Raw genomic sequence first — 12,794 nt, 5'->3', positions numbered from 1 at the left:
TTGATGATCAGGACGACAAGAGCCGTGTAACGGGAGACTGTTAAGCACGGTTCTGTGAGGGCCGAGGGGTGAAATTCCCCTCGGCTACTCGGCGACGGGCTGGTGAACCGCTGCCAGTTCGTTGAGGACCACCAGCGCCGTTACGGCGTGAAGCGGTTGTGCCGCATCCTGGGCATCGCCCGCTCGAGCTTCTACCACTGGCGCCGGAGTGCACCGCTGAGGGCGGCCCGCCAGGCTGCCGACGCCCAGCTCGCCGCCCGGATACGGGTGATCCACCGGGACTCGGACGGCACCTACGGCGTCCCCAGGATCACCGCTGAAGTCCGCGAGGACGGCGAGGTGGTGAACCACAAGCGGGTCGCCCGGGTCATGCAGGCGATCGGGCTGGCCGGTCTCCGCCTGCGCAGGAAGCATCGGACCACCATCCCGGACCCCGCCGCGGCGAAGGTGCCGGACCTGATCGGTCGGAACTTCACCGCGGACGAAGTGAATCGGAAGTACGTCGCCGAACTCCCGTGAGGACGCATGGGTATTGGAGGCCACCATCCGGACAGCACCGGCCGCTGATCCTCTATGGCAGGAGCAACTCGACAGGCTCCGCCCTATCGCCTCGTACGACCCTGAGACCCAGACGTGGCATGCCCGCCTCGGCGCGCTCGACCTGGCGGGCCTGCAGATGCTGCAGACCCTCTTCGACACCGCGCGCGTCCACGGCACCGAGGTGCGCCTCACTCCGGTGGTGGTCCCGGCGTACTGGGACGGCCCCGTCTTCACGAGGGAGCCGGACGTGGCCGCTTTCCTGGAGGCGGAGGCCGACCGCGGTCGGCCGCTCGGTCAGCTGCCTCTGGCCTGAAGAGCCCGCGCTGGTACGGGTATCGAACTGGGGCGCTTGCCCGTGCGCAGGATTCTGCGCCAAGACCGAGAGCGTCAGCCAGGGGCATTTCAAAGTCCCGGTGATCGTGTGAGTCCGCAGGTCGCGGCGGTGCGAGGAGTACGGGCCGGGCCGTCACGAACGCATCGAAGCTCCGGTTGAACGGGGTGACCTTCCCAGCTGGACGAGGCGTTCCTCGTCCAGTTCGTGCAGCGCTGCTCTGACTGATCTCACGCCTCCTAGACGCCCAGGCCGGGCCGCAGGTCTTCTCCGAAACGTGATCCCCGCCACATCCGCCGCGCGGCAAACAGAACAGCGGTTCTGTATAGTGAGGCTACAAGCAGAACCACGATTCTTTTTGCAGGAGGTGTGGTGCCTCGACTCACCGACGCGCGCAAGGAGCTCCGGCGCGCCCAGATCACCGAGGCCGCCGTACGCTGCTTCAGCCGCAACGGCCTGGAGCGAACCTCGATCGCCGACATCACGGCCGAGTCCGGCCTGTCGACGGGCTCGATCTACGCCCACTACCGCAACAAGGCCGAGCTGGTTCAGGCCTCGGCCCACGCGGTGCTCGCCAAGCGCGCGGAGGTCCTCGGCGAGTACGCCGGGAGCGACACCCCGCCCGACCCCGACGAACTGCTCGCCCGCCTGATCGCCGGCATCGACCCGGTCGAAGCCCGGGTCGGCGTGCAGACCTGGGGCGAGGCGACCAACAACCCGGCCATCCACGGCATCGTCGTCGACACGATCGACCGGATGCGCGCGATGGTGCACGACAGCGTCACCGCCTGGCTGGTCAAGGTCGAACACCTCGAGCCGGCCGAGGCCCAGGAGCGCGCCACCCCGATCGCCCACCGGGTGCAGAGCCTCTACCTGGCCCAACTGCTGTACACCGCCCTGCAGTCACCGGCCGAGGAGACCGCGCCATGACCACCCTGACCGCTCCGTTCGCCGGCCGCACCGTTTTCCGGGTCGGCTACGGCGCCCTGCAACTCGAACGCCTGCACCACAGCCGCGGCGAGGCCGTCGCCCTGCTGCGCCGCGCGGTCGAGCTGGGCGTCGACCACGTGGACACCGCCCAGTTCTACGGCTTCGGGTTCGCGAACCAGGTCATCCGCGAGGCGCTGCGCCCCGAGGGCGGCGTCCTGGTCGTCACGAAGGTAGGGGCCGACCCCGACCCGGGCGGGCCTCTGCCACTGCGTCTCGCACAGCGCCCCGAACAGCTTCGCGCCAGCGTCGAGGACAACCTGCGCAGCCTCGGCGTCGACCGGCTCCCGGTGGTCAACCTCCGTCGGCTCGACTCCGGCCCCGGCCTGCGCCCCGACGGCGACCAGATGGTCGACCTCGACGACCAGCTCGAAGTGATGACCGCCCTGCGCGACGAGGGCAAGATCGGCGCGATCGGTCTGAGCAGCGTCACCCTCGACGGCCTTCGCCGCGCCCTGCCGGCGGGCATCGCCTGCGTGCAGAACGCGTACAGCCTCGTCTCGCGCGACGACGAGGACATGCTGCGGCTGTGCGCGGCCGAGGGCGTCGCCTGGGTGCCGTTCTTCCCACTCGGCGGGTCCTTCCCGGGCCTGCCCAAGGCGACCGACGAGCCGGCGGTGCACGCCGTGGCCGAATCCCTGGGCGTCACACCCTCCCAGGTCGGCCTCGCCTGGCTACTGCACCGCGCCCCCAACGTGCTGCTCATACCCGGCACCGCCGACCCCGCTCACCTGGAGGCCAACACGGCCGCCGGCGGGATCACTCTCGACGCCGCCACCCTGGCCACCCTCGACGCCATTGAGTCCCGCTCCGCCGAAGTCCCCATCGGCTGACCAGCCCCCCGACCAGGACGGAATCATGAAAGCCATCGTCTACCGCGACAACGGCGGCCCCGACGTTCTTCGGCTCGTCGATCGCGACCTGCCCGTGCCCGGCCCCGGCGAGGTCCGCGCCCGGGTAGCCGTGTCCGGGGTCAACCCGACCGACTGGCATGCCCGCTCCGGCCCCGCCCATACCAAGCAGTTCTCCGAGGTCACCCCGCACCTGGACGGCGCCGGCGTGATCGACGCCGTCGGTGAGGGAGTCGACCGGAGCCGGGTCGGCCAGCGGGTCTGGTTGTTCATGGCTGCCGCCGGGCGGCCCACCGGCACCGCCGCCGAGTTCACCGTCGTACCGGCCGAGCGGGCCGTGCCGCTGCCCGACGAGGCTGGCTTCGACGTCGGCGCCGCACTCGGCGTCCCCGCGCTGACCGCGCACCGCGCGCTCACCGTCGCCGAGGACGGCCCGCGCCGCCTGCGGCCGGGGGCGCTGGACGGCGCGGTCGTGCTCGCCGCAGGCGGGGCCGGGGCGGTCGGGCACGCCGTGATCCAGCTCGCCCGCTGGGCCGGCGCGACCGTGATCAGCACGGTCAGCGGAGCGGAGAAGGCCCGACTGGCCACCGCCGCCGGCGCCCGCCACGTGGTCAACTATCGAGAGGGGGATCCGGCCGCCGAGATCCGCAGGATCGCCCCGGACGGCGTCGACATCGTCGCCGAAGTGGCGCTTGGCGCGAACATCGCACTGGACCTGGCCGTGCTGCGAGCGCGCGGCACGATCGCTACCTACGCCAACGACGGCGGCAAGCCGGTCGAACTGGACGTGCGGCACAACATGGTGCTCAATACGCGCCTTCAGTTCCTGGTGCTCTACACGGCCGGTCCGCAGGCGCGCGCCGCGGCCGCCGAGGACATCGCCGCCGCGGTCCGCGACGGCGCCCTGCCGGTCGGCGAGGAACACGGCCTGCCACTGACCCGCTTTCCGCTCCACCGCACCGCCGACGCGCACCGCGCAGTGGAGAGCGGCACAGTCGGCAAGGTCCTGGTGGACATCACGTCCTGACGCCACAGTGCGCCCCACCTCGCCGTGACGGCAGATCCCGCCACGGACCGGCGCTGTCAGCCGGCGGCGGCCTCGGCGGCGTGAAGTGCGTCCAGGAGCGCGGTCTGTTGCTCGGTCAGCTTCCCTTCGGTGCGGGCCTTCGCCTGCTTGCGCAGCCACGCGCCGGGCTGGAAGGACGGGTCGTGGCCCAGGCCAGTGCGGTTGACCGGGCCGGTGACGGTGCCGCCGGCGGCGAGGTAGCCGAGCATCCGGCGGTAGGAGCGGTTCCAGTCGGAGTCCAGGCACCACAGCGGGTCCGTGCCGGTGAGCTCGGCGTCCAGGCCGCGATCGAGCTCGTCGGCCTTGCGCTGGTAGGTGCACTGCAAAGTCCCAGTGATCGTGTGAGTCCGCAGGTCGCGGGCGGTGCGAGGAGTACGGGCCGAGCCGTCACGAACGCATCGAAGCTCCGGTTGAACGGGGTGACCTTCTCAAGTCGCCTCGCACCACCGGAGCTTCGATGTGTCGCCAGTCTGCCACCGTCTGCCTGATCAAGTCGCCCGCTGTGGAAGGCGTGGCGGGATTGTCGCTGGTGGAGCGGCTGCGGGTGCTGCCGGATCCGCGTCGGCGTCGAGGGGTGCGTCACCCGTTCGTGGCGGTGCTGCTGGTTGCCGCCTCGGCGGTGGTCGCCGGCGCGCGCTCGTACGCGGCCATCGGCCAGTGGTCCGCGAACGCTCCGCAGCACGCTCTGTCCCGCCTGGGCGCTCGGGTAGTGGGGGTGATGGGCGTGCGCGTCGCTCCGAGTGCCGCCACGATCCGGCGGGTTATCGGCCTGGTCTGCCCCGGCGGCCTGGCCGACCTGACCGGAGCCGATCCAGCGGGATCGGACTCGGTGGCCGTCGACGGCAAGGCCGCCCGCGGCTCCCGGCACAACAACACACCTGCCGCCCACCTGCTGGCCGCGATGACCGGCGACGGCCGTACCGTCACCCAGCTACGGGTCCCCGACAAGACCAACGAAATCACCTGCTTCGCCGTCCTACTGGCGCCCTTCGACCTGACCGGGGTTACCGTCACCGCCGACGCCCTTCACACCCAGCGCGCCCACGCGCGCTTCCTGGTCGAGAAGAAGAAGGCCCACTACCTGCTGGTGGTCAAGGCCAACCAGCCCGAACTCCACCGCCGGCTACGGTCGCTGCCGTGGAAGGACGTCACCGCACGCCGCTACGACCGCGAGATCGGCCACGGCCGCCGGGAGACCCGGGTGACCAGGGCCCTCACCGTGACCGATCTCGGCCTGGACTTCCCCTACGCTGACCAGGCTGTACGCATCCTGCGTTACCGCACCGACCTCACGACCGGTACCGTCAGCCGCCAGACCGTCTACGCGATCACGGACCTGACCTCGCATCAGACATCGCCCCAGCGCCTGGGCCGGCTGGCCAGGTCGCAGTGGACCATCGAGAACCGGCTCCACTTCGTCCGTGACACCGCCTTCGCCGAGGATGCCTCGAAGATCCACACTGGTCACGGCCCCGAGAACATGTCGACCCTGCGCAACCTGGCGATCAACGCGCTCCGCGGCGCCGGACACCGCAACATCGCGGCCGGCATCCGGCACGCCTCCTACGAGCCCTTCACTCGCCCGCTCGACCTGTTGGGCATCGCCTGACCAGCGCGACCACAAGATCACAGGACTTTGCAACGCCCCTGGAGCGTCAGCTGCTCACTCTGAAGCGGCGGAACATGTCCGGGATGAACTGCCGCAGAAGGTCCTGGGCGGCATCGAGACGCTTGAGCTCGTCGTGGCCGAAGCGGAACACCTCGTATCCCCTGAGCTTGAGGTCTCGGCCAGCGGCGACCATGTCGGCGTATTTGGCAGTGTCCGGGGTGCGGCCATGGTCGCGGGTTTAGTGCTGTGATCCGTCGACCTCCAGGACGACGCGCTGTCCGTGCGGCAGCAGCAGGAGGAAGTCCATGCGGGAGCGCAGCAACGCCTCAGGGCCGCGTTCTTGAACGGTCCGGTGGTCCCAGTGCAGCCAGACTTCGGGCAGGAGAGCGGGATCATCGCTGGAAGGCGGGAATGCCGTCTGGTAGGCCACGAAGAGGTTCCTCTGGCCAGGCGAATTGGCCGGCAGGCTCTTGAGGAGTCGTTGGTAGAGATCCGTCCTGACGTTGGCCTCACTGCTGATCTTGCGGGTGTCCTGCCACCAGCTATGCAGATCACGCCAGCGCAGGCCCGTGGCGGGGATCTCCCGGTCGTAGACAAGGGTGGCGTCCGGGCGCCCACCGACGATCTCGATGTCGTTGTCCACCGAGGAGCGGAAACGAATGTCGGGTTTCTCAAGGGAGGCAAAGATGATGTTCTTCGGCCGCCGGTTGCCATGCAGTCGCGTCGACACCACTGTGAACAGGGGGTAGCCGCCATCGCTGCCGGTCACTCTCAACTCGACCCCAGCAGTGCGGAGATGACCGTTGATGATGCTGACGGTTTTCTCCTGGAGGTGCTCATCGAGGAGGACGTCCGCTGAAACCAGGCCCTCCAAGAAGCGGACGAACCTGGCGTCCCCGGCCTCGAACACACCGAGGTTCTCGAAAAGGTCTTCCGTCGACCAGTCTCCGGGGTTGCGGAAGACGTGCCGTTCGATGCGGTCCCTCAGTGTCACCGGCCGCGTCCCGTTCAGCAGCAGGCCCTCAAGCTCCTGAAAGGACAGGTCCGATTCCGCGGCTATCCAGAATCGGTCAAGGAGCCGCATGAAGCGGTCGTGGTGCTGCGTCAGTTCCGACAAATCGAGGGCGCGTGCCAGTTCACGGCGGGCCTTCTTGGGTATCCCGGGCGGCGCGTCCTGTGCCCACAGCAGGTCTTCGAGCTGGTAGCGGATCGACGGACTCACATGGGCGGGGCTCTGTTCCAGGATGCGTCGCGTGACCTGTGGCAGCTCAGCGTGGGGTACCTGGCTGAGACTCAGCTCAATCCGGTCGCGCTTACTCCCGGCATCATCAGGGACTGGTGGCATGCCCAGGTGTTCGAAGGCCGGGTTCAGCTCGCGGTGCGTCAGGCTGCCAAGACCCGCGACGACCTCGCCGACCAGTGTGCGAAGCGCTGAACGATCCCTGCTGTCGGCCATTGGCTGATGATCGCAGACACCGAGAGGATCCGGCAGCGGCACTATGTCGCACGACGTCCGCGCGCGTCCTCTGAGTGACCGCCTTGGTCCCATTTCTGGGCTGACCACGGCCGGGAGCTGATGGTGAGGACGGCGGGGTAGATCACCTGGTGCCCGTAGCGGGCGCGGGCGCGATCGGCGACGGCTTCGATCGCGAGGGGTTTGTCGTCCTCCGCGTCGAGGGTGAGCTGCCGGGTGGCCCGGTCAGCGGGCCGAAGGGCGTCAGCGCGCAGCGCGATGCTGCGAACCCGGGCGCGCTGGAGACCGAGGGAGTCGTACACCGCGTAGGCGGCGCGGGCCAGGAGGACGGTGTGCTGGGTGGCTTCGGGCAGGGTCCGGCTGCGGCGGGTGGCGCTCAGGTCGGCGTAGCGGATCGTGCAGGTCACGCCCGTGGCGATCTGGTCGGTGGCGCGGAGGCGGGCACCGAGGTCGTCGGCGAGGGCGAGCAGGATGCGCCGGTGGGCGGCCGGGTCGAGTTCGTCCCGGGGGGAACCGGTGTTCCGTGCTGAGGCTCGCCGGGACCGGGGTGGGGTCGACGACCGTGGTGTCGTGGCCCTGGGCGTGTTCGTGGAGGGCGCGGCCGGCGCGGGCACCGAGGAGGCGCTGAAGGGTGTGCTGAGGGACGTCGGCGACGTCGCCGACGGTGTGCAGGCCGTACTCGCCCAGCAGCGCGGCGGTCTTCCTGCCTACGCCGGGAAGTTTCCGCACGGGCCGGGGCCGAAGGAACGCGTCAATCGCCTCGGGCGAGTCGTCGATGACGGTGCGCCGCCCGAGCGGCGCGAGGACGCAGGCCATGGCGGCGAGCATCGGGGTGCCGGCCACGGCCGCCGAGCTGCGCACGCCGAAGTAGGCGAGCGCGCGGAGCTGGACGAGTTCGGTGATGCCGCGGGCATCGCGGTGCCACCATCGGGTCGCCCCGGTGAGGTCGAGGAGGGCACCGTCCTCGAGCATCTGCACGCGCGGCGTGAAGTCCTCCAGCAAGCGGCGCAGCCGTTCCGGGAGTTCGGCGTCGGCGTCGCGCGGCAGGTCGAAGGAGCGGCGGAGGATGCTGCGGCACGGAGGGTCACCACAACCGCGATCATGAACGGCCTCGCGCAGCGAGGAGGACCCGTTTGCGGAGCAGGTCGAAGTTGGCGCGGCCGAACATCTGACGCTTGAGCATCTTGATCTTGTTGTTGTGGCCTTCGACGGCGCCGGAGCTGTAGCGGAGGCTGAGCCCGGCGACGACGGCGTCGAGGTCCTGGCCGAGGCCGGTGACGAAGCCGTGCAGGGCGGGCACGTCGTCAGCCTGCACGCGTTCTATCCATTGACCGAGTTCGCGGCACCGGCGGTCGTTCATCAATTCGGCGATGGGGCGGACGTGTTCGGCGGTTCGGTCGAGGGCGGGGCAGCGGGTGAGAATCTGCTTGAGTTGCTGGGCCTGGTCATCGTCGAACCGGTCGGGGCGGCGGGTGATCCAGCTGGTCACGTCGCGCACGGACGGCGCTTTGCGGGGCGGATCGTCGTGAGGGAAGGCTTCGCGGCGCCTCACCACGCTCTCGCCGCCGGGATAGCCGCGCTCGCGAACTTCCTCGAACAGTCGTCGGGCCACGGTGCAGCCTTCGGTCCACCGCTGATGCAGGTAGGACTTGTAGGGGTCGAGGATGCTGGTCCGGCCGGGCCACCGTCCGACCAGGAGCTCGTCCGCGGTGGCCGCATTGGTGAGGCGGCGGACGGTGTTGCGGGCCAGGCCCAGTCGGCGGGCGATCGGCCGCAGCCCGAGCCCCTCATCCAGCAGGGCGTGGACGGCCGCGTGCTGCTCGCGCACCCGGTCGGCCCTGGCGCTCTGCACGGTGACTGTGACCAGAGGGCGATAGAGCTGAGGCGGGCGGAGGGCGTCAGAGACTGAAGACCAGCTCGGCCTGGTCGCGCTTGGTGGTGTGCAGATCCCAGTAGACGGGAGAGATCTGCTCAGGCTTGGCTGTCGGGAATCCAGGGACTACCGACATGCCGATCGACACGTCGATGCCGACGTGGGCGGCCTGGATGCCGGTGCCGTCCAGTTCCTTGTGGAGGTTGATCGCCCAGTTGCGCAGCGCTGCCGCGACAGCGTTGACGTTGGCGACCGCCGGTACGGGGTCGATGGAGCCCGCGCCGGTGGTGTACAGCAGGGTGCCTGCGCCTGCCTCGCGCATGGCGGGCAGTACCGCCTGGGTGGCGGCAATGGCCCCGTAGAGCTGGAATTCCATCTCGTGCTGCACGTGGGACGGCTCCGTCCCTGTGGGGGTGGTCAGAGTGGTGGAGCCAAACGATCCGACCGGGGAGTACTCCAGGACGTCGATGCCGCCGAACTGCGCGGCGGCGTCCTTGAGGGCCTGGGTGAGGGCGTCGCGGTCGAGTACGTCCGCAGGGAACGCCGCGGCGTTGATGCCCTCGGCGGCGAGCTGCGCCACAAGGTCGTCGAGCTTGGCGCGATTGCGCGAGATCAGGGCGACGTCGAAGCCCTGGGCGCCGAAGGTGCGGGCGATGGATAGGCCCAACTGGGGGCCGGCTCCGATGATGGCGATGCTGGTCACAGCGATCCTTCCGTAATGCTTCGTTTGAGGATGGCGGGCGGCGGGGCGCCGGACAGCGCCCAACCCGTATCCGGATAAGGCTTTCCGTTTTGTAAACGGATAGCCCTTTCCCCTTTCGTCCTGTCAGCGTAACACTAGAAACGGATAGGGCATTCCGATTGCTAGAGTGGCCGCCATGACCCCTGGCACCCAGCACTCCGATGGCCAGCCCCTGCGCAGCGACGCCGAGCGCAACCGAGGGCGGATCATCGCCGCTGCGCGCACGGTGTTTGGGCGCGACGGTCTGGGCGCCTCGATGGCCTCCGTGGCCCGCGAGGCAGGAGTGGGGATCGCTACGATCTTCCGGCACTTCCGTGGCAAGGAGGAACTGGTCGCCGCTGTCTTCGCCGACCGTATGGACGCCTACGTCACGGCCGTCAACGATGCTCTCGATGTTCCCGACCCCTGGGAGGGATTCACCGGGTTCGTCGAGGCGATCTGCGCCATGCAGGCGGCCGATCGCGGCTTCGCCGACGTGCTGACCATGACGTTCCCTGGGGCCAAAACTCTGGAGGAGCGCCGTGCCGAGAGCTTCAAGGGATTTCTGGCCCTCATCGCCCGTGCCAAGGACACCGGGCAACTGCGTGAGGACTTCACCAACCAGGACCTTGTCATCGTGCTCATCGCCAACGCGGGCGTCGTCAACTTCGCCGGCGACGCCGCGCCGGATGCCTGGCGCCGTCTCGTTGCCCTGCTAATCCAGTCCTTCCAGGCCCCGGCCCGTGGCCCGCTGCCCGACCCGCCTGAGGATGCCGCCTTGTACGAGGCGATGCTCCGCGCCAGTCCGGCGGGCCTCACTCCGCCGGCCCAGGACACCTGATCCGCAGGTGGCCCGCACCGGAGCAGCGGACCGCCGCGATGTAGCCGTGCTTCGCCTTGGCACGGCTTGCGGCTGAACGGCATCGGGTCCGCCTGGGGCACAGCTTGCCGCGGTGGGCGTTGGGCGCGGCACGCCTTCGGCCGCTTGTCCGCGGTGGGGCGAGGGCGCCGTCAGCCGAGCGGGACGCCTGTGTGGTTCTCCAGGGCCCGGACGAGGCGGCTCTGGAATCTTTTGGTCTTGAGCTGCAGGGTGCGGTTCCTGTGTCTGGTGGTGGTGCCAGTAGCCGCCGGTGTGCGGGGGCACGTCGTGGTGGGTGGCGAGCCACACCTGTGTCTGATGCCCGGCGGTCAGGTCGTCCGGTGCGCCGGGGCCGCCCATCCGTGTGGGCACCCAGCCGGGGTCGACTGCGTGGCTGGAGGTTCCCTTCCACCGGGACGCGAGTGCGAGCGTGAGGGCGGTGACCCACAGTTTGCTGTCGTCGTAGGAAGCGGTGCCGGCGGCCAGTCGGCCTAGATCGGTGGAGCCGGTGCGGTGCATGGAGCTGCTGAGGTAGATGAGCCCGCCTGGTTTGTCCATGAGGGCCGTCAGCAGGTGCAACGACGTGACGGACGTCGGACCACCGTCCCTTCGTCGAAGGGGCATCGCGAGTTAGCGGGTGTTCAGCGCGGTCTTGCCGGCGAGGCGGTCCGCGAGCGTGATCCGGGCGTGAAGCCGATCTCTTCCGGCGACCACACAGTGGCAGCAGAGCCACGGACGGCCGGTGACCGGGATCAAGGGCCGGTCACCGGGCGCCCGTGCGGGGCGCGGTTTCCTTGCGGATGACGGGTGCGACTTCGGTGGCGAGGAGTTCGATGGAGTCGTTGACCATGCCGGGCGGCATGCCGCCGAAGTCGATCTGTCCCATGAAGCGGTCGATGCCGAGGAGTTCGCGTTCGGCGAGGATTTTGTCGATGATTTCCTGCGGGCTGCCGGTCATCAGTGCGCCAAAGGGGCTTGCGACAGCTTCGAATTGGTCGGGGTCGATGAGCCAGCCGCGGCCGCCGGGGGTCTTGGGCCGCAGGTACTCGCGGTAGTACGGGTAGAGGTCCGTGCGGGCGCCCTGGGAGGTCTTGCCGACGTAGAAGTGGCTGGTGACGCCGAGGCGGAGCGTGTCGGGCGTGTGGCCGGCGGCTTGGCCGACGGCACGGTAGTGCTCGGTGAGGGGCCGGGAGCGGCGGATGTCGTCGCCGATGAGGCCGAGGACCATGGGCAGGCCAAGGCGTGCGGCGCGCTCCGCGCTGGCCGGGGTGCCGCCGACGCCGAGCCACAGCGGCAGTGTGTCCTGCTGGGGGCGTGGCGGGACGGGCATGTCGTCGAGTGCTGGGCGGTGGCGGCCGGACCAGGTGACGTTGGTGTTGTCGCGGATGGTGAGCAGCAGGTCGAGTTTCTCGGCGAAGACGTCGTCGTAGTGGGCGGGGTCGATGCCGAAGAGGGTGAAGGCTTCGAGGAAGGCGCTGCGTCCGGCGATGATCTCGGCGCGGCCGTCGCTGAGGTGGTCCAGGGAGGCGAAGTCCTGGTGGAGTCGTACGGGGTCGAGGGTGGAGACCACGGACACGGCGCTGGTGAGGCGGATGCGGGTGGTGGCCTGGGCTATCGCGGCCAGGGGGACGGCGGGGTTGGCGACGGAGAAGTCGGGGCTGTGGTGTTCGCCGAGGCCGAAGACGTCGAGGCCGGCCTGGTCGGCGGCGATGGCGTAGGCGACGATCTCGCGGGTGCGGCGGGCAGCGTTGTGGAGCCGGCCGGTGGTGGGGGCGGTCTGCAGGTCGGACAGGGACAGGATGCCGAGTTCCACGGCACGCTCCTCACGGGGTGGTTCAGTTGCTGATGACCGGCATGGCCCGCTTGTAGCGGGTGTCGGTGAGCTGGGAGACGAGGAAGGCGGCGATGTCCGCGCGGGTCATCGCGGAGCCGACCTTGTCGTGGCCGAGGAACCCGGACTTGCTGCGGCTGGTGGCGGGCTTGTCGGTCGGGTTGGTGATCCGGGCGATGGTGTAGTCGAGGTCGGAGCTGGTGACGGCCTGCGTCATGCCCTCCAGTTCACGCAGAGCGTTGGGGAACATCAGCTTCGCCATGACGGGCAGCACCTTGTGCTTCCAGTGCGGCTTGTCGTGCGGGTCGGCGAGCGAGGGGGTGGCCAGGCCGATGAACCGGGTCACCTTCTGTTCGTTCATGACCGCGACGAGGGTGCGGGTGCCGTCGGCGAGCTGGGTGCCGGTCGCGGACCGCTTCAGCGATGGGCCGAGCGCGCTGATGACCGCCTCCGCGCCGGTGACCGCCTTCGCGACCGCGCCGCGGTCGGATAGCTGTCCGGTGATGAGGGTGAGGCTGGGGTGGGTGAGGGAGAGCTTGTCGGGGCTGCGGGTCAGGGCGGTGACCTGGTGGCCGGTGTCCAGGAGCTGTTGGACGACGAGCCGGCCGATGCCGCCGGTGGCGCCGAAGACGGTGACACGCATGAGAGATCG

The 12,794-nt window shown here is 69.5% G+C and carries 13 protein-coding genes and 2 pseudogenes; 7 read left to right on the top strand and 8 right to left on the bottom strand.

All coding sequences use genetic code 11. The features are described from left to right. Positions 1 to 93: 93 nt before the first annotated feature. From ABT114_RS48055 to ABT114_RS48035, 5 genes and pseudogenes are all read left to right on the top strand, one after another. Positions 94 to 513: pseudogene (locus ABT114_RS48055) on the top strand (IS3 family transposase); the annotation flags it as partial. Positions 514 to 532: 19 nt separating this feature from the next. Beyond that, the gene (locus tag ABT114_RS48050) at positions 533 to 853 is read left to right on the top strand and encodes a hypothetical protein (protein ID WP_351153095.1); all 321 of its coding nucleotides are present in this window, start codon (positions 533 to 535) and stop codon (positions 851 to 853) included. 390 nt (positions 854 to 1,243) lie between these two features. Next, entirely contained in the window at positions 1,244 to 1,801 is a 558-nt protein-coding gene (locus ABT114_RS48045) for a TetR/AcrR family transcriptional regulator (RefSeq protein ID WP_351153092.1), read from the top strand. After that, positions 1,798 to 2,691 (top strand): aldo/keto reductase, encoded by an 894-nt coding sequence (locus ABT114_RS48040; protein ID WP_351153090.1) that lies wholly within the window; start codon positions 1,798 to 1,800, stop codon positions 2,689 to 2,691. Before ABT114_RS48045 ends, ABT114_RS48040 begins: the two co-directional genes overlap by 4 nt. 25 nt (positions 2,692 to 2,716) lie before the next feature. Further along, a complete protein-coding gene (locus ABT114_RS48035; RefSeq protein WP_351153087.1) occupies positions 2,717 to 3,736 on the top strand; it encodes an NADPH:quinone reductase in 1,020 nt (339 codons plus the stop codon). A gap of 56 nt (positions 3,737 to 3,792) precedes the next feature. Here the strand turns inward: ABT114_RS48035 and ABT114_RS48030 are convergent, their stop codons facing one another. Further along, entirely contained in the window at positions 3,793 to 4,101 is a 309-nt protein-coding gene (locus ABT114_RS48030; RefSeq protein WP_351153084.1) for a hypothetical protein, read from the bottom strand. A gap of 131 nt (positions 4,102 to 4,232) precedes the next feature. Here ABT114_RS48030 and ABT114_RS48025 point away from each other — a divergent pair, with 131 nt between their 5' ends. Then, on the top strand, positions 4,233 to 5,384 hold the full coding sequence (locus ABT114_RS48025) for an ISAs1 family transposase (protein ID WP_351153082.1): 1,152 nt from the start codon (positions 4,233 to 4,235) through the stop codon (positions 5,382 to 5,384). 46 nt (positions 5,385 to 5,430) lie between these two features. Here ABT114_RS48025 and ABT114_RS48020 read toward each other — a convergent pair whose 3' ends face one another. The 5 genes and pseudogenes from ABT114_RS48020 to ABT114_RS48000 all read right to left on the bottom strand — a co-directional run bounded on the left by ABT114_RS48020 (position 5,431) and on the right by ABT114_RS48000 (position 9,434). Next, complete coding sequence (locus ABT114_RS48020; protein ID WP_351153079.1) at positions 5,431 to 5,577, bottom strand: hypothetical protein; 147 nt, start codon at positions 5,575 to 5,577, stop codon at positions 5,431 to 5,433. Positions 5,578 to 5,622: 45 nt separating this feature from the next. After that, complete coding sequence (locus ABT114_RS48015; RefSeq protein ID WP_351153076.1) at positions 5,623 to 6,840, bottom strand: AbiJ-related protein; 1,218 nt, start codon at positions 6,838 to 6,840, stop codon at positions 5,623 to 5,625. 41 nt (positions 6,841 to 6,881) lie between these two features. After that, a pseudogene (locus ABT114_RS48010) lies at positions 6,882 to 7,926 on the bottom strand (DNA polymerase Y family protein). Between the two features lie 31 nt (positions 7,927 to 7,957). After that, entirely contained in the window at positions 7,958 to 8,710 is a 753-nt protein-coding gene (locus ABT114_RS48005; protein WP_351153073.1) for a transposase, read from the bottom strand. A 46-nt stretch (positions 8,711 to 8,756) separates the two neighbouring features. Beyond that, positions 8,757 to 9,434 (bottom strand): SDR family NAD(P)-dependent oxidoreductase, encoded by a 678-nt coding sequence (locus ABT114_RS48000; RefSeq protein ID WP_351153071.1) that lies wholly within the window; start codon positions 9,432 to 9,434, stop codon positions 8,757 to 8,759. 175 nt (positions 9,435 to 9,609) lie between these two features. Between ABT114_RS48000 and ABT114_RS47995 the strand changes: the two genes are divergently transcribed. Continuing rightward, positions 9,610 to 10,293, top strand: a complete 684-nt coding sequence (locus tag ABT114_RS47995; protein WP_351153069.1) for a TetR/AcrR family transcriptional regulator — start codon at positions 9,610 to 9,612, stop codon at positions 10,291 to 10,293. Positions 10,294 to 11,074: 781 nt separating this feature from the next. Here ABT114_RS47995 and ABT114_RS47990 read toward each other — a convergent pair. Together ABT114_RS47990 and ABT114_RS47985 are read right to left on the bottom strand one after the other, a co-directional pair. Beyond that, entirely contained in the window at positions 11,075 to 12,124 is a 1,050-nt protein-coding gene (locus ABT114_RS47990; protein WP_351153066.1) for an LLM class flavin-dependent oxidoreductase, read from the bottom strand. 22 nt (positions 12,125 to 12,146) lie between these two features. Beyond that, entirely contained in the window at positions 12,147 to 12,785 is a 639-nt protein-coding gene (locus tag ABT114_RS47985; RefSeq protein WP_351153063.1) for an NAD(P)-dependent oxidoreductase, read from the bottom strand. Positions 12,786 to 12,794 lie beyond the last annotated feature (9 nt).

This window comes from Streptomyces sp. NPDC002088, from assembly GCF_040296605.1.
Lineage (GTDB): Bacteria > Actinomycetota > Actinomycetes > Streptomycetales > Streptomycetaceae > Streptomyces.
This window is presented reverse-complemented; position numbering and strand designations above follow the sequence as displayed.

Coding starts and splice junctions, on each gene's coding strand:
- ABT114_RS48020 (WP_351153079.1), bottom strand. CDS start 5,577: ATGGTCGCCGCTGGCCGAGACCTCAAGCTCAGGGGATACGAGGTGTTC.
- ABT114_RS47995 (WP_351153069.1), top strand. CDS start 9,610: ATGACCCCTGGCACCCAGCACTCCGATGGCCAGCCCCTGCGCAGCGAC.
- ABT114_RS48025 (WP_351153082.1), top strand. CDS start 4,233: ATGTGTCGCCAGTCTGCCACCGTCTGCCTGATCAAGTCGCCCGCTGTG.
- ABT114_RS48015 (WP_351153076.1), bottom strand. CDS start 6,840: ATGGCCGACAGCAGGGATCGTTCAGCGCTTCGCACACTGGTCGGCGAG.
- ABT114_RS48040 (WP_351153090.1), top strand. CDS start 1,798: ATGACCACCCTGACCGCTCCGTTCGCCGGCCGCACCGTTTTCCGGGTC.
- ABT114_RS47985 (WP_351153063.1), bottom strand. CDS start 12,785: ATGCGTGTCACCGTCTTCGGCGCCACCGGCGGCATCGGCCGGCTCGTC.
- ABT114_RS48035 (WP_351153087.1), top strand. CDS start 2,717: ATGAAAGCCATCGTCTACCGCGACAACGGCGGCCCCGACGTTCTTCGG.